15 protein-coding genes are annotated in these 22,565 nt (G+C 61.8%); 12 read left to right on the top strand and 3 right to left on the bottom strand.

Translation table 11 applies throughout. The features are described 5' to 3' along the window. Positions 1-46 precede the first annotated feature (46 nt). The gene (locus DOCECA_RS20335) at positions 47-994 is read right to left on the bottom strand and encodes an IS110 family transposase (RefSeq protein WP_445570990.1); all 948 of its coding nucleotides are present in this window, start codon (positions 992-994) and stop codon (positions 47-49) included. A 234-nt stretch (positions 995-1,228) separates the two neighbouring features. After that, positions 1,229-3,448, bottom strand: a complete 2,220-nt coding sequence (locus DOCECA_RS20330; RefSeq protein WP_420767036.1) for a primosomal protein N' — start codon at positions 3,446-3,448, stop codon at positions 1,229-1,231. Positions 3,449-3,720: 272 nt separating this feature from the next. Here DOCECA_RS20330 and rpmE point away from each other — a divergent pair, with 272 nt between their 5' ends. The 3 genes from rpmE (at position 3,721) to DOCECA_RS20315 (ending at position 6,223) form a co-directional block, all read left to right on the top strand. Further along, entirely contained in the window at positions 3,721-3,945 is a 225-nt protein-coding gene (gene rpmE / locus DOCECA_RS20325) for a 50S ribosomal protein L31 (RefSeq protein WP_305497356.1), read from the top strand. 41 nt (positions 3,946-3,986) lie between these two features. After that, a complete protein-coding gene (locus tag DOCECA_RS20320) occupies positions 3,987-4,769 on the top strand; it encodes a thermonuclease family protein (RefSeq protein ID WP_420767037.1) in 783 nt (260 codons plus the stop codon). Between the two features lie 185 nt (positions 4,770-4,954). Further along, the gene (locus DOCECA_RS20315; RefSeq protein ID WP_420767038.1) at positions 4,955-6,223 is read left to right on the top strand and encodes a malic enzyme-like NAD(P)-binding protein; all 1,269 of its coding nucleotides are present in this window, start codon (positions 4,955-4,957) and stop codon (positions 6,221-6,223) included. A gap of 662 nt (positions 6,224-6,885) precedes the next feature. Here the strand turns inward: DOCECA_RS20315 and DOCECA_RS20310 are convergent. Further along, entirely contained in the window at positions 6,886-9,330 is a 2,445-nt protein-coding gene (locus DOCECA_RS20310) for a penicillin-binding protein 1A (protein ID WP_434564161.1), read from the bottom strand. 206 nt (positions 9,331-9,536) lie between these two features. Between DOCECA_RS20310 and DOCECA_RS20305 the strand changes: the two genes are divergently transcribed. From DOCECA_RS20305 to gltB, 9 genes are all read left to right on the top strand, one after another. Further along, on the top strand, positions 9,537-10,601 hold the full coding sequence (locus DOCECA_RS20305; protein WP_420767039.1) for a pilus assembly protein PilM: 1,065 nt from the start codon (positions 9,537-9,539) through the stop codon (positions 10,599-10,601). Continuing rightward, positions 10,601-11,167, top strand: coding sequence for a PilN domain-containing protein (locus DOCECA_RS20300; RefSeq protein WP_434608203.1), 567 nt, complete (start codon positions 10,601-10,603; stop codon positions 11,165-11,167). The genes DOCECA_RS20305 and DOCECA_RS20300 overlap by 1 nt, the downstream gene beginning before the upstream one ends. After that, on the top strand, positions 11,164-11,787 hold the full coding sequence (gene pilO / locus DOCECA_RS20295) for a type 4a pilus biogenesis protein PilO (RefSeq protein WP_434608201.1): 624 nt from the start codon (positions 11,164-11,166) through the stop codon (positions 11,785-11,787). Before DOCECA_RS20300 ends, pilO begins: the two co-directional genes overlap by 4 nt. Further along, positions 11,784-12,311, top strand: a complete 528-nt coding sequence (locus tag DOCECA_RS20290; RefSeq protein ID WP_434561072.1) for a pilus assembly protein PilP — start codon at positions 11,784-11,786, stop codon at positions 12,309-12,311. Before pilO ends, DOCECA_RS20290 begins: the two co-directional genes overlap by 4 nt. 13 nt (positions 12,312-12,324) lie before the next feature. Continuing rightward, entirely contained in the window at positions 12,325-14,397 is a 2,073-nt protein-coding gene (gene pilQ, locus DOCECA_RS20285; RefSeq protein ID WP_420767042.1) for a type IV pilus secretin PilQ, read from the top strand. A 4-nt stretch (positions 14,398-14,401) separates the two neighbouring features. Then, positions 14,402-14,920 (top strand): shikimate kinase AroK, encoded by a 519-nt coding sequence (gene aroK, locus DOCECA_RS20280; RefSeq protein ID WP_420767043.1) that lies wholly within the window; start codon positions 14,402-14,404, stop codon positions 14,918-14,920. A gap of 147 nt (positions 14,921-15,067) precedes the next feature. Beyond that, entirely contained in the window at positions 15,068-16,168 is a 1,101-nt protein-coding gene (gene aroB, locus DOCECA_RS20275) for a 3-dehydroquinate synthase (RefSeq protein WP_445570989.1), read from the top strand. Between the two features lie 10 nt (positions 16,169-16,178). Further along, positions 16,179-17,762 carry an AAA family ATPase gene (locus tag DOCECA_RS20270; protein WP_420767045.1) on the top strand — a complete coding sequence of 528 codons (1,584 nt, stop codon included), beginning with the start codon at positions 16,179-16,181 and terminating at the stop codon, positions 17,760-17,762. Between the two features lie 350 nt (positions 17,763-18,112). Beyond that, positions 18,113-22,555 (top strand): glutamate synthase large subunit, encoded by a 4,443-nt coding sequence (gene gltB / locus DOCECA_RS20265; protein ID WP_445570988.1) that lies wholly within the window; start codon positions 18,113-18,115, stop codon positions 22,553-22,555. Positions 22,556-22,565 lie beyond the last annotated feature (10 nt).

The following is a 22,565-nucleotide window of genomic DNA, read 5'->3' as shown; positions in this document are numbered from 1 at the left end:
TTGAAATGAGGTTTCTGTGGGAGATTCTATGGTGCATGGCTAGCCCTTAGATGCCTTTTGGTAAGTATTCGCTCTGGTTCTTCAACAGGGCGAATACCACTCGGGCAAGCTTGCGGGCCAGTGCCACTAATGCTTCGGTTGTGCTTAGCCCTCGAGCCCGCAGAGCCCCATAAAAACCCTTCCACGCCGCTGTGCGGCTCGCCGACATCGCGGCGTTGTGCATCAATCGGCGCGCCTCCGGGTCACCTCGCTTAGACAGGCAGCGGCGTCCCTTCTTTTTTCCCGAGTCCGATATGCGCAGGTCCAGCCCTAGGAAAGCGATGAAGGCATCGGCATTTCTGAAATCTCCACGCTGAAACGACGTAAGTAAACGCGCACCGCTCAACAGCCCGATTCCTTCAACTTTCATGCAGCGCTTGAGCTGACTGCCCAGACCGGCTGCATCCAATTGCGTCTGGATTGTTTTCTCAAGCAAGATTTCCAGTCGCTGCATGGCCTTTATCTGGTTCTCAAAGGCCGTTTTGAGCAACGGTTCGTTCGACCAACTTTGCTTGAGGCTGACACGCGCCTGAACCAAGGCTGCCCGGCGCCGGAAAAGGCTTATAAGCCGGCAATACAGGGGCGATGGCGGGGTCCACGGGTGCAACTGGTGGCCTTCGTTGTTCAAGTAGCGAGCCAACAACCGAGCATCCAGCGCATCGGTTTTGGCGCGAACTTTCACACCTTTGCGGTAATGGCTGAGTTCGTAGCCGCCGATCATGTAGATCACACAGCCCTGCGCATAAGCCAGGTCGGCGAAGTCCTGGTGATAGATATTGGTGGCCTCGATGGCGACATCCACTGGCGCAGGCAATTCCTTGAGCCACTTCTTGATCGCAGCTTTGGTGTTGGGGATCGCTTCCAGTCGATCTGTTTCTGCGTGATAAATCACCAACTCATCTTTGGCGACATCAACCCCCACGATCGGCTTTGCGACAGAAACCGGCATTGCCATTGAAAATCCTCCGCGCTAAGGTTTGAACACTTGAAGGGTTCACCCAGAGGCGCAGGCTTGTTCCTATCGTCGGTCTAGGCCAGATGCATTCTTTATCGGCGCTTGGGTGAAAGGAGGAGGGGTGAAATCTCCCACGGTCTGTACTGCGCGAACAGTCAGAATCGAGCCTTGTCCCTCCTCCTCCCTTCAAGTCCTACCATACAAGCGAGCCTGCTCGCGAAGGCGGCGCCTGGGTCAGTACAAATCCACCGGATCCACATCCAGCGACCAGCGCACCGCCCGCCCGCTGGGCATCTGTTCGAGCACCAGCAACCAGGCATTCAACAGCCGATGCAGCGGCGCCCGGGCATTGGCCTGCAATAAAAGCTGGGCACGATAGCGCCCGGCGCGTCGTTCCATCGGCGCTGGCACCGGGCCCAAGAGTTCGATGCCGGTGAGGTTCTGTTCCGCCAACAAACGCTCCGCCTCGCTGCACGCTTCATCCAGAAAACCTTCAGCCTGCCCCGGTTTGTGAGCCTCGGCCCGCAACAGCGCCAGGTGGGCGAACGGTGGCAGCCCGGCGCCTCGGCGTTCGCTCAACGCCTGCTCGGCGAAGGCAAAATAGCCTTGCTCGGTCAGTTGTATCAGCAGCGGATGATCCGCCAGGTGGGTCTGGATGATCACTTTGCCTGGCTCTTCGGCGCGCCCGGCGCGGCCTGCGACCTGGACGATCAGCTGCGCCATGCGCTCGCTGGCGCGGAAATCGCCGGAAAACAGCCCGCCGTCGGCATCCAGGATCGACACCAGCGTGACGCGGGGGAAGTGATGCCCCTTGGCGAGCATCTGCGTGCCCACCAGGATGCAGGGCTGGCCTTTTTGGATGGTGGCGAACAGATTGTTCATCGCATCCTTTCGGGAAGTGCTGTCGCGATCCACGCGTAGCACCGGATAGTCGGGAAACAAAATGCCCAGCCGCTCTTCGGCGCGCTCGGTGCCGGCGCCCACGGGACGCAAGTCGACTTTCCCGCATTGCGGGCAGTTCCTCGGCACACGCTCGGAGTGCCCGCAGTGGTGGCAGCGCAGTTCGCCGTAGCGTTGATGGACGGTCATTCGTGCATCACAGCGCTCGCAACCGGACATCCAGCCGCAATCATGGCACAGCAGGGTCGGGGCGAACCCCCTGCGGTTGAGGAAGACCAGGACCTGTTGCCCGGCTGCCAGGGTCTGGCCGATGGCTTGCTGCATCGGTCCGGAAATACCGCTATCCAGTGGACGACTTTTCACATCCAGGCGCAGGAAGCGCGGTTGCTTGGCGCCGCCGGCTCGTTCGTTGAGGCGCAGCAGGCCGTAGCGACCGGTGTAGGCGTTGTGCAGGCTTTCCAGCGAGGGCGTGGCCGAGCCAAGGACGATGGGAATGTTTTCCTGACGGGCGCGCACCAGCGCCAGATCCCGCGCGTGATAGCGCAGGCCTTCCTGCTGTTTATAAGAACCGTCGTGCTCTTCGTCGATGATGATCAGGCCGGGATTTTTCATCGGTGTGAACAGCGCCGAGCGGGTGCCGATGATGATATCTGCCTCGCCGTCCCGGGCGGCGAGCCAGGCTTCCAGTCGCTCGCGATCGTTGACCGCCGAGTGCACCAGGGCGATTCGCGCATTGAAGCGTTGTTCGAAGCGCGCCAGGGTTTGTGGGCCGAGGTTGATCTCCGGGATCAGCACCAGGGCTTGTTTGCCGGCTTCGAGGGTCTGGCGGATCAGTTGCAGGTAGACCTCGGTCTTGCCGCTGCCGGTGACGCCCGCCAACAGAAAGGCGTGGTAGCTGTCGAAGCCCGCGCGAATGGCCTCGCAAGCGGCCCGTTGCTCAGCGTTGAGTGGCAGTTCCGGCTGGGCCAGCCAGTGTTCATGGCGTGCGCTCGGGGCATGCCGACGGACTTCCACCTGGACCAGGTCCTTGGCCAACAACAGGTCGAGGCTGTCCTTACTGAGCATCAACTTGCTCAATAACGGGTGCGCCACGCCATGGGGATGCTGGGCCAGGGTCGCCAGGGCTTCGCGCTGGCGCGGTGCGCGGGCAATACGCGGATCGTCCAGCGAGGCGCCCGGTGCCGCCGACCAGAACCGCTCCTGGCGCGCCTCGGCCGGTTCGCCCTGGCGCAATAGCGCCGGCAGGGCCCAACTCAGGGTGTCACCCAGGCTGTGCTGATAATACTGGGCGGTCCACAGGCATAATTTGAGCAGCGGCGCCGGCAGCGGTGGCGTCGCATCGAGTAGGGCCAGGGCTGGCTTGAGCTTATCGACCGGCACTTCGCTTTGATCGCTGACTTCCACCAGGATGCCGATCATTTCCCGCCGGCCGAACGGCACGCGCAGACGCATGCCCGGTTGCAACTGGGCACGCGGCACTCCAGCCGGGGCGCGGTAATCGAACAGGCGGCGCAGGGGCGATGGCAAGGCGAGGCGCAGGATGGCGTCGGGCACGCGGGGATCTCGGTAAACGGACAAATTCGCAAGTCAATGTGGGAGCGAGCTTGCTCGCGATGGCGGCCTGTCAGTCAACATGCATGTGGCAGATCCACCGCTATCGCGAGCAAGCTTGCTCCCACAGGGGTGTGGTGGGGGCGAGCCTAGCAGACGGTTGGTACAAGGCATAGCTTGCGTGAACGACGATGTCTGGTAGAATCCGCGGCCTAATTACGTGCGGTATTCAACAATAGTGTTGGGTGGCGGCACGCTAGCCTGAGGAAAACACCATGAAAACCGATATCCATCCAGACTACCCAGTTGTTGCAGTCACCTGCAGCTGCGGCAACAAGTTCGAAACCCGTTCGACCTACGGCAAAGCCCTGGCGATCGACGTTTGCAACGAATGCCACCCGTTCTACACCGGCAAGCAAAAGACTCTGGATACCGGCGGTCGCGTTCAGAAGTTCGCCGATCGTTTCGGTGCTTTCGGCAAAGTTACTCCGAAAGCCTGAGGCTAATCATTTTGGAAAGTCTTTCGGGCTATTCCAGACTGATGAAAAAGGCGTCCCTTGCGGGCGCCTTTTTTGTGTCCGCGATTTGGCTTTGTGGTGCTCAGGCGTCCTGCCCTTCGCCGGGTGAGCTGCCCGAAGTGGCCGTTCAGCGGGTCGTGGACGGCGACACCGTGTACCTCGAGGACGGTCGTCGCATCCGCATGATCGGCCTCAACAGCCCGGAGCTGGGCAAGCGCGGGCGTGCTGATGAACCGTTCGCCGTGGCGGCGCACCAGCGACTCGAGGCCTTGGTGGCCGCCAGCGCCGGCCGGGTCAAGGTATTGCCGGGTCGGGACGACCGCGATGATTACGGGCGCACGCTTGCTCATGTCTACGACCGCCAGGGCCGGAACCTGGAAGAACAGTTGATTGCCGAGGGGCTGGGTTTCCTGGTGGCGGTCGCGCCGAACGTTGAGTTGGTGGAGTGTCAGCAGGCGGCGGAACGCCAGGCGCGGCAAGCAAGGCTCGGGATCTGGAAGAAATCCCCTGTCACGCGAGCCGAGCAAATCAAGGCGCCCGGCTTTGCGTTGGTCAGCGGCCGTGTAGACAGCGTGCAACGCAATCGCGGCGGTATCTGGATCGAACTGCAAGGCGCGGTTGTCCTGCACATCGCTCCCAACCTGCAGCGCAATTTCGATGCGTCGATGTTGAAACGCCTGCAAGGCCGTACAGTCGAGGCGCGCGGTTGGGTCATCGATCGCTCTCGACGTGGAGCTACCAAGCAGGGGCAGGCGCGATGGATGTTGCCGCTGACCGATCCGGCAATGTTGCAGCCGGTGCTCTGAGAAAATAATTGTAGACATTTCTTTGCTCGATTGTATGCATCAAGCCCTTGTGTTTCGCTGCTCTTGGCCCAAAGTCGTAGGGCAGGGCGCTTGACAGGAGTGACTGGTCAGTCTTGTAGGGACTTTGCGAGGCGCGTATCCTCGGCGGTCCGTCTGTCCAACACAGTAAAAAGCGGAATGCCCACATGTCTGATCTGAAAACTGCCGCTCTCGAATATCACGCTAATCCTCGTCCAGGAAAGCTGAGTGTCGAGCTCACCAAGGCCACCGCTACTGCCCGCGACTTGTCGCTGGCCTACAGCCCCGGCGTAGCCGAACCAGTGCGTGAAATCGCTCGCGACCCTGAGCTGGCCTACAAATACACCGGCAAGGGCAACCTGGTTGCAGTCATTTCCGATGGCACCGCGATTCTCGGCCTGGGTGACCTCGGCCCGCTGGCTTCCAAGCCAGTCATGGAAGGCAAGGGAGTCCTGTTCAAGCGTTTCGCCGGCATCGATGTGTTCGACATCGAAGTCGATTCCGAAAGCCCGCAAGCCTTCATCGACACCGTCAAGCGCATCTCCATCACCTTCGGCGGCATCAACCTGGAAGACATCAAGGCACCTGAGTGCTTCGAGATCGAGCGCGCCCTGATCGAACAGTGCGACATCCCGGTTTTCCATGATGACCAGCACGGTACTGCGATCGTGACCGCAGCCGGCATGATCAACGCCCTGGAAATCGCTGGCAAAACCCTGCCGGAAGCCAAGATCGTCTGCCTGGGCGCGGGCGCTGCGGCCATCTCCTGCATGAAATTGCTGGTGAGCATGGGCGCCAAGATCGAAAACATCTTCATGATCGACCGTACCGGCGTGATCCACTCCGGCCGTGACGACCTGAACCAATACAAGGCCGTGTTCGCCCACGCGACCGACAAGCGCTCCCTGGCGGACGCGCTGGACGGTGCGGACGTGTTCGTCGGCCTGTCGGGCCCGAACCTGCTGACCCCGGAAAACCTGCTGCGCATGGCGCCGAACCCAATCGTGTTTGCCTGCTCGAACCCGGATCCGGAGATCTCCCCAGAGCTGGCTCACGCGACTCGCAGCGACGTGATCATGGCCACCGGCCGTTCGGACTACCCGAACCAGGTCAACAACGTGCTGGGCTTCCCGTTCATCTTCCGTGGTGCCCTGGACGTTCGCGCCAAGCGCATCAACGAAGAAATGAAAGTCGCGGCCGCCAACGCCCTGCGCGAACTGGCCAAGCTGCCGGTGCCTCAGGAAGTGTGCGACGCCTACGGCGGCATCAAGCTGGAATTCGGTCGTGAGTACATCATCCCGAAACCCATGGACGCCCGCCTGATCACCCTGATCTCCGACGCCGTGGCCAAGGCCGCCATCGAGACGGGCGTGGCCACCCTGCCGTACCCGAAGAACTACCCGCTCAAGAGCGTGGATGACGTGTTCAACGGCTAAGTCGTTGTAGTGCTTCAACAAAAAGCCCAGGCTCTATGATGAGTCGGGGCTTTTTTGTGCGTGCCGGTTTTGTATGGCCACCAAAAATCCCTCTGTGGGAGCGAGCTTGCTCGCGATGACGATTTTCAATTAAACCGAGGTCTCCCAAGCCCAGCGCTTGAACCCCAATCCAACCCCTGTGGCGAGGGAGCTTGCTCCCGCTCGGCTGCGCAGCAGTCGCAAGCCGGGCAATGCGGTCGGTCTATAAACATGCAGGGCCTGCTGCGCAGGCCAGCGGGAGCAAGCTCCCTCACCACGGGTTTTGGGTGGCCTGGGCTGCCGCCATCGCGAGCAAGCTCGCTCCCACATTGGTTCGGTGTTGGACATTGATTGTGCGACCGCTACAAATCCCCCTGTGGGAGCGAGCTTGCTCGCGATGACGATCTTCAATTCACCCCAGGCCTCTCAGCCCAACGCTCAAGTCTCAATCCAACCCTGTGGCGAGGGAGCTTGCTCCCGCTCGGCTGCGCAGCCGTCGCAAACCGGGCAATGCGGTCGGTCTATAGGCATGCAGGGGCCTGCTGCGCAGGCCAGCGGGAGCAAGCTCCCTCACCACGGGTTTTGGGTTGCCTGGGCCGCCGCCATCGCGAGCAAGCTCGGCTCCCACAGGGAGGTGGGGTCGGTCAGAACAAATCGATCGGCGCCGCCTCGTCTGCCGGCAACGGGCTGCCCGGCGCTACGCCGTTGCCCAGCTCGTTGACCGACGGCGGGGTGTCTTCGCTCTTGAACAGTTCGAAGTACGCACCCGGCGTACCTGGCGTGGCCGCGCGGCCGCTGACCGGGTCGACTCGCAGGCTGAGGATGCCTTCCGGTTCAGGCTGGGTGTGGGGCGGCTTGTCCTTGAGGGCGGCGCCCATGTAGCTCATCCAGATCGGCAGCGCCACGGTGCCACCGAACTCTCGCCGACCCAGGCTTTCGGGCTGGTCGAAACCGGTCCAGACGGTGGTCACGTAATCGGCGTTATAGCCGGAGAACCAGGCGTCCTTGGATTCGTTGGTGGTACCGGTCTTGCCCGCCAGGTCGGTGCGGCCCAAGGCGAGGGCTCGACGGCCGGTGCCGAGCTTGATCACGTCCTGCAGCATGCTGTTGAGAATGTAGGTGGTGCGTCCGTCAACGATGCGTTCGGCGATTGCCGGCGCTTGTGGTACGGCAGGGGCGGTGGTGGCTTCGCCGCCTGTTGCGTTCACCGTGAAGGTCTCAGTGGCAGGCGCGGCGACGCCGTTGCTGGCCTCTTCGCCCGTGGGGACCCGTGGCGGGTTGGCAAGGAACAGCGTTTCGCCGTTGCGGCTTTCTATCTTATCGATGATATACGGAGTGATCTTGTACCCGCCGTTGGCAAATGTGCTCCAGCCCGTGGCGATCTCCATCGGCGTCAGCGTCGCGGTGCCCAGGGCCAGGGACAGGTTGCGCGGCAAGTCCTGCTTGTTGAAGCCGAACTTGCTGATGTAGTCGATGGTGCGGTCCACGCCCAGGGCCTGCAGCAGGCGAATCGATACAAGGTTGCGGGACTTGTACAAGGCTTCGCGCAGGCGAATCGGGCCAAGGAAGGTATTGGTGTCGTTCTTGGGGCGCCAGACCTTGTCCAGGTATTCGTCGACAAAGACGATCGGCGCATCGTTCACCAGGCTGGCGGCGGTGTAGCCGTTATCCAGCGCGGCGCTATAGACGAATGGCTTGAAGCTCGAACCCGGCTGGCGCTTGGCCTGCAAGGCACGGTTGTAGTTGCTCTGCTCGAATGCGAAGCCACCCACCAGCGAACGGATCGCGCCGTTTTGCGGGTCCAGGGAAACCAGCGCGCCCTGGGCGGCCGGGATCTGGCTGAACTTGAGGGAATTGTCCGGCTGGCGCTGCACCCGGACGAGGTCGCCGACCTGCGCCACGTCCGATGGCTGGCGAGGATTGGCCCCCATGCTGTTGGTATTGAGGAACGGACGGGCCCATTTCATGGTGTCCCAGGCCACGTGCTCTTCCGAATCGCCATTGCGTGTCAGGACCTTGATGCCGTCCTTGTCCACCTGGGTGACGATCGCCGGTTCCAGGCTGCTGATGGTGCGTTGCTTGGTCAGTTCCTGGGCCCAGGCTTCCTTGGTCTTGCCTGGCAGGCGCGATTCAGGGCCCCGGTAGCCATGGCGCTGGTCATAGGTCATCAAGCCTTCGTGCAGCGCGGTATTGGCCATTTCCTGCAGATCGCTCGGCACCGTGGTGGTGACGCGGAAACCTTCGGTGTAGGCGTCGCTGCCATAGCGACCGACCATCTCGGCACGGGCCATCTCGGCGATGTACGGGGCGTTCACTTCTGGAGTCGGGACGTGGTAGCTGGCGTTCAGCGGCTCATTGACCGCGGCGGTGTAGTCCGCTTCGCTGATCTTGCCGAGCTTGTACATGCGCCCCAGGATCCAGTCGCGACGTTCCTTGCTGCGCGCCGGATTGGCCAGCGGATTGAAGCGCGACGGCGCCTTGGGCAGGCCGGCGATCATCGCCATCTGCGCCAGGCTCACATCGCGGATCGACTTGCCGTAATACACCTGGGCTGCCGCCTCGATGCCGTAGGCGCGGTTGCCCAGGTAAATCTTGTTCACGTACAGCTCGAGGATCTCGTCCTTGGTCAGCTGCCGCTCGATTTGCAGGGCGAGGAGGATCTCGGTGGTCTTGCGCGAGAAGCTGCGCTCGCTGGTCAGGAAGAAGTTCTTCGCCACCTGCATGGTGATGGTGCTGCCACCGGACTGGATGTGGCCGCTCTTGATCAGCTGGCTGGCGGCGCGCATCAGGCTGCCGGGATCGACGCCGTAGTGGTTGGCGAAATTGTCGTCTTCAGCACTTAGTAACGCATTGATGAAATTGGGCGGAATGTCGGCGAAACGGATCGGCGTACGGCGCATTTCGCCAAATTCGGCGATCAACTTGTTGTCGCTGCTGTACACCCGCAGGGGAATCTGCAACTGAATACTTCTCAGCGCCTCCACGGACGGCAATCCCGGACTAAGGTAAAGAAACGCACCGCTCAGGCCCAAGAGCAGTCCGCAGAAAACGGCGACGATGGACCATCCGAAAAATTTCAGCAGACGAATCAAGGCTTTTGGATATCCAGGCAAAGAATGAAAAGGCGCCAGGTGCAGGGAAGAACCCGTGCTTGCAACAAAGCGAAAAAAAACGCTGGGCATTATAAGCATTTTTTTTCGTCGGGAACGCCATCCGGACGTTCGTCGGACCGGGGGGTTGAACGCAACGCTTATTAGAGAGTCCGTAACTCACGGATAGTCATAGGGAATTGGTAGTGCTACGACTCTTCAATAAAAAAGCCCATGCGCTTCTGGGAATCGACATCAGCTCGACGTCGGTGAAGCTGCTCGAATTGAGTCGCCAGGGTGATCGTTATCGCGTCGAGTCGTATGCGGTCGAGCCTCTGCCGGCCAATGCCGTGATCGAAAAGAACATTGCCGAGCTCGAAGGCGTGGGGCAGGCGCTGTCGCGGGTGCTCGCCAAGGCCAGGACGCCCTTGCGCAACGTGGCGGTGGCCGTCGCGGGTTCGGCGGTCATCACCAAGACCATCGAGATGGATGCCGGGCTGTCCGATGACGAAATGGAAAACCAGCTCAAGATCGAAGCCGACCAGTACATTCCTTACCCCCTGGATGAGGTAGCGATCGATTTCGAAGTTATTGGCGTTTCGCCCCGCAGCACCGAGCGGGTCGAGGTGCTGCTGGCCGCGTGTCGCAAGGAAAATGTCGAGGTCCGCGAGGCCGCGCTGGCTCTCGCTGGGTTGACGGCCCGCGTGGTCGACGTGGAGGCCTACGCGCTGGAGCGTGCCTTTGGTCTGCTCGCGACCCAGTTGGCGGCGACTCAGGAGCGGTTGACGGTGGCGGTCGTCGACATCGGTGCCACGATGACCACCCTCAGCGTGTTGCACAACGGGCGCATCATCTATACCCGCGAGCAGTTGTTCGGTGGCCGCCAACTGACCGAGGAAATCCAGCGCCGCTACGGCCTGACGCCGGAGCAGGCCGGCCTGGCAAAAAAGCAGGGAGGGTTGCCGGACGACTATCTCAGCGAGGTGCTGCAGCCGTTTCGCGAAGCATTGGTCCAGCAGGTATCGCGCTCGCTGCAATTTTTCTTTGCCTCCGGCCAGTACAGCGCGGTCGATCACATCCTGTTGGCCGGCGGCACGGCTTCGGTGGCGGGGCTGGATCGGCTGATCGAGCAGCGCCTGGGCACACCCACCCAGGTGGCCAATCCGTTCGCCAACATGGCCCTGAGCAGCAAGGTCAACGCGGGCGCCCTGGCCAGTGACGCGCCCGCGCTGATGATCGCCTGCGGGTTGGCCCTCAGGAGTTTCGACTGATGGCGCGGATCAACCTTCTACCCTGGCGCGAAGAGCTGCGCGAAGAGCGCCGCAAACGCTTTCTGCTGGCATTGGTCGGCGCGCTGGTCGGTGCGGTGGGCCTGACCTTGATCGCGGTGCAATATCTGAACAGTGCCATCGACTATCAAACAGCGCGCAACAGCCACCTGCGCGAGCAGATTGCCGTCCTGGACGAGCGCATCGAGCAGATCAGCGAGTTGAAGGCACGGCGGCAACAATTGCTGGAGCGCATGCGCATCATCCAGGACCTGCAGGGCAATCGGCCGGTCAGCGCGCGGATTTTCGATCAGTTGGCGCGGACCCTGCCCGACGGTGTGTATTTCACTGACGTCAAGATGGAAGAGGGCACCTTGTCAATAACAGGGGCCGCGGAGTCGAACAACCGGGTCTCTGACCTGATGCGCAACCTGGACTCATCGGACTTGTTCGACGCTCCGAGCCTGACGGAAGTGAAGGCCACCACGGCGGGCCAGCTCGACCAGGCGAACATCTTTCAGCTGACGGTTCGCCAGACCCGCCCGGCCGATGCGGAGGACGCCCAATGAAGCCCGGAGAATGGCTGGACGCACTGCGCAAGATCGACCTCAGCGACTTGGACACCAACAATATTGGTTCGTGGCCGGCACCGATCAAATGGCTGGCTGGCATTGTGCTGGTGATACTGGTTCTGGGGCTGGGCTATAACTTCGCCTTGAGTGACCTGCAGACTCAGTTGCAGCAAGTGCAGGAAGAGGAGAACACCCTCAAGGCGCAATTTGCGGGCAAGGCTCACATGGCGGCGAACCTGGAGCGCTACACCGAGCAGATGAAGCAGATGGAGACCTCGTTCGGCGTGTTGTTGCGGCAGTTGCCCAGCGACACCGAAGTGCCAGGCCTGTTGGAAGACATCACCCGCACCGGCCTGGGCAGTGGCCTGGAGTTCGAGGAAATCAAACTGCTGCCGGAAGTCACCCAGCCGTTCTACATCGAGCTGCCGATCCAGATCACCGTGACGGGCGGCTACCATGACCTGGCGACATTCGTCAGCGGCGTGGCCGGGTTGCCGCGAATCGTGACTCTGCACGACTTCGAGATCGCCCCGATGGAGCCCGAGGAGGGGACGAAGCTGCGCATGAGCATCCAGGCCAAGACCTACCGGTACAACGAGCAGGAGGCGCAGCCATGATGTCGGCCTGGCGTATGAGCCTGCTGGCCGGGTTGGTCGCGTTGGCCGGCTGTAACAGCGACGACGGCTTCAGTGACCTGGATGCCTACATGAACGAGGTGCGCCTGCGCCCACCTGGCAAGATCGAGCCAACGCCGACCTTCAAGCCCAACGAAACCTTCACCTACAGCGCCGCGAACCTGCGCAGCCCTTTCTCCAGGCAAGTGCGCATGGACCAGGCGGGTCGGCCGCAGGGCTCGCGCAACGTGCGGCCCGATCCCAACCGGGTCAAGCAGTACCTGGAAGGCTTTAATATCGAGCAGTTCGAGATGGTCGGGACGATCTCCAATGCCAGCGGTTCCTTTGCACTGGTACGAGGCGCGGGCGGCGTACATCGGCTGAAGGTGGGGGACTACCTGGGACGCAATGATGGGCGGGTCGTCGCGATCAGCGCCACGCAGGTCGATGTGGTCGAAATCGTTCCCGATGGCGAGGGCGCCTGGCTGGAGCGGCCGCGGACCATTCCTTTGAAAGAGCACTCATAGTGGAATTCGAACAATGAACAGGATTTTTCCAGCCCTCGGTATTTCGCTATGGATAGCGCTGTTGTCACCGATGGTACAGGGGGCCAGCCTGAAGACGCTCGATGTCGCGGCGTTGCCGGGGGACCGTGTCGAGCTGAAGCTCAGCTTCGATGGTCCGCCGCCCCCACCTCGGGGCTATACCACCGAACAACCGGCGCGAATCGCGCTGGACCTGCCCGGCGTGACCAATCGATTGGCCAGCAAAAGCCATGACCTGGGCGGCGGCAACGCACGCAGCGCCACCGTGGTCGAGGCGGGGGACCGCACGCGGCTGATCATCGGCCTTACCCAGCTGGCGCCCTATGACACGCGGATCGAGGGCAACAACCTCTTCGTAGTGGTTGGCAAGGGCGCGACCGCCAGGGCCGCGGCGCAGGCACCGCGCCCTGCCGGAGCCGTACCGTCCCTCACCAGGGCCAGCGCTCCGGCAGGCAAGGCCATCCGGGGCGTGGACTTCCAGCGTGGGACCCAAGGGGAAGGCAATGTGGTCATTGACCTGTCCGACCCTTCCATTGCGCCCGATATCCAGGAGCGCGAAGGCAGGATCATCCTCGACTTCCCCAGGACCCAGTTGCCCGAACCCCTGCGGGTGCGCCTGGACGTCAAGGATTTCGCCACCCCGGTGCAGTTCGTCAATGCCAGCGCGGGTTCCGACCGCGCCACCATCAGCATCGAACCCAGCGGCACCTTCGACTACTCGACCTACCAGACCGACAACAAGCTGACCGTGAGCGTCCGGCCAATGACGGTCGAAGACTTGCAGAAACGCAACAGCGACCGCGCCGCCTACAACGGGGAAAAGCTGTCACTCAACTTCCAGGACATTGAAGTGCGCTCGGTGCTGCAGTTGATCGCCGACTTCACCAACCTTAACCTGGTGGCCAGCGACACCGTGCAAGGCGGTATCACCCTGCGGTTGCAGAACGTGCCGTGGGACCAGGCGCTGGATCTCGTGCTCAAGACCAAGGGGCTCGACAAGCGCAAGGTCGGTAATGTCCTGTTGGTGGCGCCCGCCGACGAGATTGCGGCACGCGAGCGCCAGGAGCTTGAATCCCAGAAGCAGATTGCCGACCTGGCACCGCTGCGGCGTGAGCTGCTGCAGGTCAACTATGCCAAGGCCGCCGACATCGCCAAGTTGTTCCAGTCGGTCACCAGTGCCGAGGCGAAGGCCGACGAGCGGGGCACGATCACGGTCGATGAACGCACCAACAACATCATCGCCTACCAGACCCAGGACCGGCTCGACGAGCTGCGCCGGATCGTCGCGCAACTGGACATACCCGTGCGTCAAGTGATGATCGAGGCGCGAATCGTCGAGGCCAACGTCGATTACGACAAGAGCCTGGGCGTGCGCTGGGGGGGCTCGATACAGAACAAGGGCAACTGGAATTCTTCCGGCGTCACCACGGGAGACTCCACGACCATCGGCACGCCGGGCAGTACCGGCACCAACCAACCGTTCGTCGACCTCGGGGCTTCAGGCAACACCTCAGGGATTGGTATCGCGTTCATCACGGACAACGTGCTGCTGGACCTGGAACTGACCGCCATGGAAAAAACCGGCAACGGCGAAATCGTTTCCCAGCCCAAGGTGGTGACCTCCGACAAGGAGACCGCGAAAATCCTCAAGGGCACGGAAATTCCCTACCAGGAAGCCAGCTCCAGCGGCGCCACCTCGGTGTCGTTCAAGGAAGCATCGTTGTCGCTGGAGGTCACGCCGCAGATCACCCCGGACAACCGCATCATCATGGAAGTCAAGGTCACCAAGGATGAGCCGGATTATCTGAACAAAGTGCAGGATGTCCCGCCGATCAAGAAGAATGAGGTCAACGCCAAGGTGCTGGTCAATGACGGCGAGACCATTGTTATTGGTGGCGTTTTCTCAAATACTCAGAGCAAGGTTGTAGATAAGGTGCCATTTCTTGGCGATGTGCCGTATCTTGGCCGCCTTTTCCGGCGTGATGTGGTCTCGGAGAAAAAATCCGAGCTGCTGGTGTTTCTCACTCCGCGTATCATGAACAACCAGGCGATTGCTGTGAGTCGTTGATTCTGTGCGAAATTTGATTCTTGTTGGGCCGATGGGGGCTGGAAAAAGCACCATCGGTCGTTTGCTGGCCAAAGAGCTGCGCCTGCCGTTCAAAGATTCCGACAAGGAAATTGAATTGCGCACGGGTGCCAATATCCCATGGATCTTCGATAAGGAAGGCGAGCCGGGCTTTCGGGACCGCGAGCAGGCGATGATTGCCGAGCTGTGCGATTTTGAAGGCGTGGTGCTGGCCACCGGCGGCGGCGCGGTCATGCGCGAAGCCAATCGTCGGGCGCTGCATGCCGGAGGGCGAGTGGTCTATCTGCATGCTTCCGTCGAACAGCAGGTTGGCCGTACCGCCCGCGATCGCAACCGGCCGCTGCTGCGTACGGCCGACCCGGCCAAGACCTTACGGGACCTGCTGGAAGTGCGTGACCCTCTGTATCGGGAAATCGCCGACCTGGTCATCGAAACCGACGAGCGGCCGCCACGGATGGTGGTACTGGAAATCCTCGATCGCCTGCAACAATTGCCCCCCCGTTAATGCGCGGCGCGAAATGCGCTATCCTCGGCGTCCCGCCTTGGCCCGTCTGGGGCGTGGCGGATGGCCATTAACTGGCGCCACAGCGGGCACCGTGTAATTTCGTCAATGCAGGCAGGACGCCTGATTTCATCTTCACCGTGGGGACACATGCAGACACTTAAGGTCGACCTGGGCGAGCGCAGCTACCCGATTCATATTGGCGAAGGCTTGCTGGACCAGCCCGAATTGCTGGCGCCGCACATCGCCGGGCGGCAAGTCGCGATCATCTCCAACGAAACCGTCGGCCCTTTGTATCTGGAACGCCTGGCACGCAGCCTGTCTGCCTATTCGGTCATTTCCGTCGTGTTGCCCGACGGCGAGGCCTTCAAGAACTGGGAAACCCTGCAACTGATTTTCGACGGCCTGCTGACTGCCCGGCATGACCGCCGCACCACCGTGGTTGCCTTGGGTGGCGGTGTGATCGGCGACATGGCCGGTTTTGCGGCGGCTTGCTATCAGCGCGGTGTCGATTTCATCCAGATCCCCACTACGCTGCTTTCCCAGGTCGACTCGTCGGTAGGTGGCAAGACCGGCATCAATCATCCGCTGGGCAAGAACATGGTGGGCGCGTTCTACCAGCCCAACGTGGTGCTGATCGACACGGCAACGCTCAAGACCCTGCCGCCCCGTGAGTTGTCCGCGGGCTTGGCCGAGGTCATCAAGTACGGACTGATCTGCGACGAGCCTTTCCTCGGCTGGCTCGAAGACAACGTCGACCGCCTGCGCGCGCTGGATCAGGCGGCGCTGACTTACGCCATCGAGCGCTCCTGTGCCGCCAAAGCCGCGGTGGTCGGCGCCGATGAACGTGAATCGGGCGTGCGCGCCACGCTGAACCTGGGCCATACCTTCGGCCATGCCATTGAAACCCACATGGGCTATGGCGTCTGGCTGCATGGCGAGGCGGTTGCCGCAGGTACGGTCATGGCCCTGGAAATGTCCATGCGCCTGGGCTGGATCAGCGAGCAGGAGCGTGATCGTGGGATCCGTCTGTTCCAGCGTGCCGGGCTGCCGGTGGTGCCGCCCGAGGAAATGAGCGAGGCGGATTTCCTTGAACACATGGCAATCGACAAGAAAGTGATCGACGGTCGTCTGCGTCTGGTGCTGCTGCGCCGCATGGGCGAAGCGGTGGTGACCGACGATTATCCGAAAGAGATTCTACAGGCCACGCTGGGAGCGGACTACCGCGCCCTGGCTCAGCTTAAAGGTTAAAAAGATTCCGATGACTAGTTTGCATGCCGACGAGGCTTTCCTCGGCCATTTCCAGTTGAGTCACGACCCTTTCGCCCCACGGGTCCCGGGTTTCAAATTCTTTCCCGCCCAGCGCAAGCCGGTGCTGGGCCAGTTGCATCACCTGGCGCGCTACAGCCAGTTGCTGTTGGTCGTCACCGGCCCCCAGGGCAGCGGCAAGACCTTGCTGCGCCAGGCCCTGGTGGCCAGCACCAACAAACAGTCGGTGCAAAGCGTCGTGATATCGGCCCGTGGCGCCGGCGACGCAGCTGGCGTGCTGCGTCAGGTCGCCCAGGCACTGAATGTCGAGCAGGCGGAAATCGGCGCGATTCTCGGCCAGATCGTGCAACTGGCGTTGACGGGGCAGGAAGTCTATCTGCTGGTGGACGATGCCGAGCAACTCGACGAATCCGCCCTGGAAGCCCTGTTGGCCCTGGCTGCCGGTGCGCCGGAGGGTCGTCCTCATGTGTTCCTGTTTGGCGAGTCGTCGTTGATCGCTGACCTCGAGCAACTGGACCTTGAGGAAGAGCGTTTCCACGTTATCGAGCTGGCGCCCTACACCGAGGAAGAAACCCGTGAATATCTGGCCCAGCGTCTCGAAGGCGCCGGCCGGGGTATCGAACTTTTCACCGCGGATCAGATCTCTGAGATTCACGAAAGCTCCGACGGCTGGCCAGGGAATATCAACCAGGTAGCCCGAGATGCTCTGATCGAAATCATGATCGCCAGCCGCTCAGCGGTGAAGCGTCCAAGTATGGGGTTCAACATGCCGAAGAAACACGTATTGGCGATTTCCGCCGTGGTCGTGGTCGCGGTGGCTGCCGCCTGGCTGATGCCGGGTCGCAGCAAAGCACCGACCACCGGCGCACCTGCCAATGAACAGGCACAGCTGCCTCTCGGTCAGGGCACGCCCCAACCCAACGGCGGTGCCCCGGCGGTGGAATTCGCCGGCAATACCCAGCCAATGCCACTGCCGCTGGTCGGCCAGTCGCAGCCGGTCATGCGCGGTCCGTTGGCTGAAGCCGCCGGTGGAATCACCGAGGGTGACGACGGAGCGCCGCCTCCGATCGAAGACACCAGCGACGTGCCACCTACTGTGACCACCACCGCGCCGCCTGCGGGCGTACCGGCCGGCCCTGCGCCGACGCCATCGCCGGCTCCGGCCGCCAAGCCGACCCCTGCGCCTACTCAGGTCGCCACCGCCAAGCCCGCTCCTGCACCTGCGCCAGCGGCCAAACCGGCGGCGCCAGCACCCGCGGCCAAGCCTGCTGCCCCGGCCAAGGCCGCGGGCGGTAGCTGGTACGCCGGTCAGGCTCCGGGCAACTATGTGGTGCAGATCCTCGGCACCAGCTCTGAAACCGCCGCGCAGAACTTCGTCAAGGAGCAAGGCGGCGAGTACCGTTATTTCAAGAAAGTACTCAACGGCAAGCCGCTGTATGTCATCACTTACGGCAGCTTTGCCAACCGTGACGCAGCCGTTTCCGCCATCAAGGCCTTGCCAGCGAAGGTTCAGGCTGGTAAACCTTGGCCTCGCACTGTCGCCAGCGTCCAACAGGAACTGGCAGCAACTCGCTGATGATTCGGCGGCCTTACCCAGGCCGCCTCTCCCGGCAACCTCAAAATTTCCGCAAGGGCGGGCGGCCTTTCAGGCCGCGCGCCTTGTGGTGTCTGCGTCACAGTAGTGTTTGAGTCGTAGCGGTCGAACCCAAAAAAGTTTTGACTAGCACAGCATATAGCTTTAAACCTTTCACAAATGCGACATGGATTTGCGACAGTTCGTCGTCAAATTTGTGGGCCTCTGTGTCGGTGTGTACAATGACCTCCCTTTTGCCCCCGCAAAGCTGGCGTACGTTCGGCGCGGCATGCAACTGGTTGAATTGAAAAGAAATTTGCCTCGCTAAGAGGCAGCCTGGTGAGAAAGTGTCTATGAAAGCAGGTCTGTACCAACCAGATGAATTCAAGGATAACTGCGGTTTCGGCCTGATAGCCCATATGCAGGGCGAGCCCAGTCATACCCTTTTGCAAACGGCCATTGAGGCCCTGACCTGCATGACCCACCGTGGTGGGATCAACGCCGACGGCAAGACCGGTGACGGTTGTGGCTTGCTGATTCAAAAGCCAGACGAGTTCCTGCGTGCCATTGCCCAGGAAACGTTTGGCGTGACCCTGCCCAAGCAGTACGCCGTGGGCATGGTGTTTTTCAATCAGGACCCGGTCAAGGCCCAGGCCGCTCGCGAGAACATGAACCGCGAGATCCTGGCCGCCGGCCTGCAACTCGTCGGCTGGCGCAAAGTGCCGATCGACACCAGCGTCCTCGGCCGCCTGGCCCTCGAGCGCCTGCCGCTGATCGAACAGGTGTTCATTGCCGGTGAAGGCCTGAGCGACCAGGAAATGGCGATCAAGCTGTTCAGCTCCCGTCGTCGTTCGTCCGTGGCCAACGCCGCCGACACCGATCACTACATCTGCAGCTTTTCCCACAAGACCATTATCTATAAAGGCCTGATGATGCCGGCGGACCTCACCGCCTTCTATCCGGACCTGAGCGACGAGCGCCTGAAAACCGCGATCTGCGTGTTTCACCAGCGCTTCTCCACCAACACCCTGCCGAAATGGCCACTGGCCCAGCCATTCCGCTTCCTCGCGCACAACGGCGAGATCAACACCATCACCGGCAACCGTAACTGGGCCCTGGCCCGTCGCACCAAGTTCGCCAACGATTTGATGCCGGACCTCGAAGAGCTTGGCCCGCTGGTCAACCGCGTCGGTTCGGACTCCTCGAGCATGGACAACATGCTGGAGCTGATGGTCACCGGCGGCATCGACCTGTTCCGTGGCGTGCGCATGCTCGTGCCGCCTGCCTGGCAGAACGTCGAGACCATGGACCCGGACCTGCGGGCCTTCTATGAATACAACTCCATGCACATGGAGCCGTGGGACGGCCCGGCCGGTATCGTCATGACCGACGGTCGCTATGCGGTGTGCCTGCTGGACCGTAACGGCCTGCGCCCGGCGCGCTGGGTCACCACGACCAATGGTTTCATCACCCTGGCCTCGGAAATCGGTGTCTGGAACTACCAGCCCGAAGACGTCATCGCCAAAGGCCGCGTAGGCCCTGGGCAGATCTTTGCCGTGGACACCGAGACCGGCCAGATCCTCGACGCCATCGACAACCGTCTCAAGTCCCGTCATCCATACAAGCAATGGCTGCGCAAGAATGCCCTGCGCATTCAGGCGACCATGGAAGACAACGACCACGGTTCGGCCTTTTATGACGTCGACCAGCTCAAGCAGTACATGAAGATGTACCAGGTGACGTTCGAGGAACGTGACCAGGTGCTTCGTCCGCTGGGCGAGCAGGGCTACGAAGCGGTCGGCTCCATGGGCGACGACACGCCGATGGCGGTACTGTCCCAGCGCGTGCGCACGCCGTACGACTACTTCCGCCAGCAGTTCGCCCAGGTGACCAACCCGCCGATCGACCCGCTGCGCGAAGCGATCGTGATGTCCCTGGAAATCTGCCTGGGCGCCGAGCGCAACATTTTCCAGGAATCGCCAGAGCATGCCTCGCGGGTGATCCTCAGCTCGCCGGTCATTTCGCCGGCCAAGTGGCGCTCGTTGACCAACCTCGAACGCCCTGGCTTCGAGCGTCAGGTCATCGACCTGAACTATGACGAAAGCGTCGGCCTGGAAGCAGCGATCCGCAACATCGCCGACCAGGCTGAAGAAGCCGCGCGCGCCGGCCGTACCCAGATCGTGCTGACTGACCGTCACATCGCCCCGGGCAAGCTGCCGATCCACGCCTCCCTGGCCACTGGCGCGGTGCACCATCGCCTGACCGAGAAAGGCCTGCGCTGCGATTCCAACATTCTGGTGGAAACCGCTACCGCACGTGACCCGCATCACTTTGCGGTGCTGATCGGCTTCGGCGCTTCGGCGGTCTATCCGTTCCTGGCCTACGAAGTGCTGGGCGACCTGATCCGTACCGGTGAAGTGCTGGGCGACCTCTACGAGGTGTTCAAGAACTACCGCAAAGGCATCACCAAGGGCCTGCTCAAGATCCTGTCGAAGATGGGCATCTCGACCATCGCTTCGTACCGTGGCGCGCAATTGTTCGAGGCCATCGGTCTCTCGGAAGAAGTTTGCGAACTGAGCTTCCGTGGCGTACCGAGCCGCATCAAGGGTGCGCGTTTCGTCGATATCGAAGCCGAGCAGAAAGCCCTGGCGGCCGAAGCCTGGAGCCCGCGCAAGCCGATCCAGCAAGGCGGCCTGTTGAAGTTCGTCCACGGTGGCGAATACCACGCCTACAACCCGGACGTGGTCAACACCCTGCAAGCGGCCGTGCAACAAGGCGACTACAGCAAGTTCAAGGAATACACCGCGCTGGTGGACAACCGTCCGGTGTCGATGATCCGCGACCTGCTCAAGGTCAAGACCCTCGACACGCCGCTGGACATCAGTGAAGTGGAACCGCTGGAATCGGTGCTCAAGCGCTTCGATTCGGCCGGTATCTCCCTGGGCGCGTTGTCCCCGGAAGCCCACGAAGCCCTGGCCGAAGCCATGAACCGCCTCGGTGCGCGTTCCAACTCCGGTGAAGGTGGTGAAGACCCGGCGCGCTACGGCACCATCAAGAGTTCGAAAATCAAGCAAGTGGCGACCGGCCGCTTCGGCGTTACGCCGGAATACCTGGTCAACGCCGAAGTGCTGCAGATCAAGGTTGCCCAAGGCGCCAAGCCCGGCGAAGGCGGCCAATTGCCCGGTGGCAAGGTCAACGGCCTGATTGCCAAGCTGCGCTATGCGGTTCCCGGCGTGACCCTGATCTCGCCACCACCGCACCACGACATCTACTCGATCGAAGACTTGTCGCAACTGATCTTCGACCTCAAGCAGGTGAACCCGAAGGCCCTGGTCTCGGTGAAACTGGTGGCGGAAGCGGGCGTAGGCACCATTGCCGCCGGCGTGGCGAAAGCCTATGCCGACCTGATCACCATCTCCGGCTATGACGGCGGCACCGGCGCATCGCCGCTGACTTCCATCAAATACGCTGGCGCGCCGTGGGAACTGGGCCTGGCCGAAACCCACCAGACCCTGCGCGGCAACGATTTGCGCGGCAAGGTCCGGGTGCAGACCGACGGTGGCCTGAAGACCGGCCTGGACGTGATCAAGGCCGCCATCCTCGGCGCCGAGAGCTTCGGCTTCGGCACCGCGCCGATGATCGCCCTGGGCTGCAAATACCTGCGCATCTGCCACCTGAACAACTGCGCCACCGGCGTGGCGACCCAGAACGACAAGCTGCGCAAGGACCACTACATCGGTACCGTCGACATGGTGGTGAATTTCTTCACCTACGTGGCCGAAGAAACCCGCGAGTGGCTGGCAAAGCTGGGCGTACGCTCGCTGGAAGAGCTGATCGGCCGTACCGATCTGCTGGAAGTGATCGAGGGCCAGACCGCCAAGCAGCATCACTTGGACCTGACCCCGTTGCTGGGCAGTGATCTGATTCCGGCGGACAAGCCACAGTTCTGCCATGTCGATCGCAACCCGCCGTTCGACAAGGGTGAGCTGGCCGAGAAGATGGTCGACATGGCCGCTGCGGCGATCAACGACCTGAGCGGTGCCGAATTCGAACTGGACATCTGCAACTGCGACCGTTCCATCGGCGCGCGGATCTCCGGGGAAATCGCTCGCAAACACGGCAACCAGGGCATGGCCCATGCGCCGATCACCTTCCGCTTCACGGGCACGGCCGGGCAAAGCTTCGGCGTCTGGAACGCTGGCGGCCTGAACATGTACCTGGAAGGTGATGCAAACGACTACGTGGGCAAGGGCATGACCGGTGGCAAGCTGGTCATCGTTCCGCCCAAGGGCAGCGTCTACAAGACCCAGGACAGTGCGATCATCGGCAACACCTGCCTGTACGGCGCCACGGGCGGCAAGTTGTTTGCCGCCGGCACCGCAGGCGAGCGTTTCGCCGTGCGTAACTCCGGCGCCCACACCGTGGTGGAAGGCACCGGGGATCACTGCTGCGAGTACATGACCGGTGGTTTCGTCTGCGTATTGGGCAAGACCGGTTACAACTTCGGTTCTGGCATGACCGGCGGTTTCGCCTACGTGCTTGACCAGGACAACACGTTCGTTGACCGGGTCAACCACGAACTGGTGGAAATCCAGCGCATCAGCGGCGAGGCGATGGAGGCCTACCGTAGCCACCTGCAACGCGTGCTGAACGAGTACGTCGAGGAAACCAACAGCGAGTGGGGTCGTGAACTCGCCGAGAACCTCGATGACTACGTGCGTCGTTTCTGGCTGGTCAAGCCGAAGGCGGCCAACCTGAAATCGTTGCTTTCCAGCACCCGTGCCAACCCGCAGTGATATGCGCCTG

Source organism: Pseudomonas sp. E102 (assembly GCF_052660185.1).
This window is presented reverse-complemented; position numbering and strand designations above follow the sequence as displayed.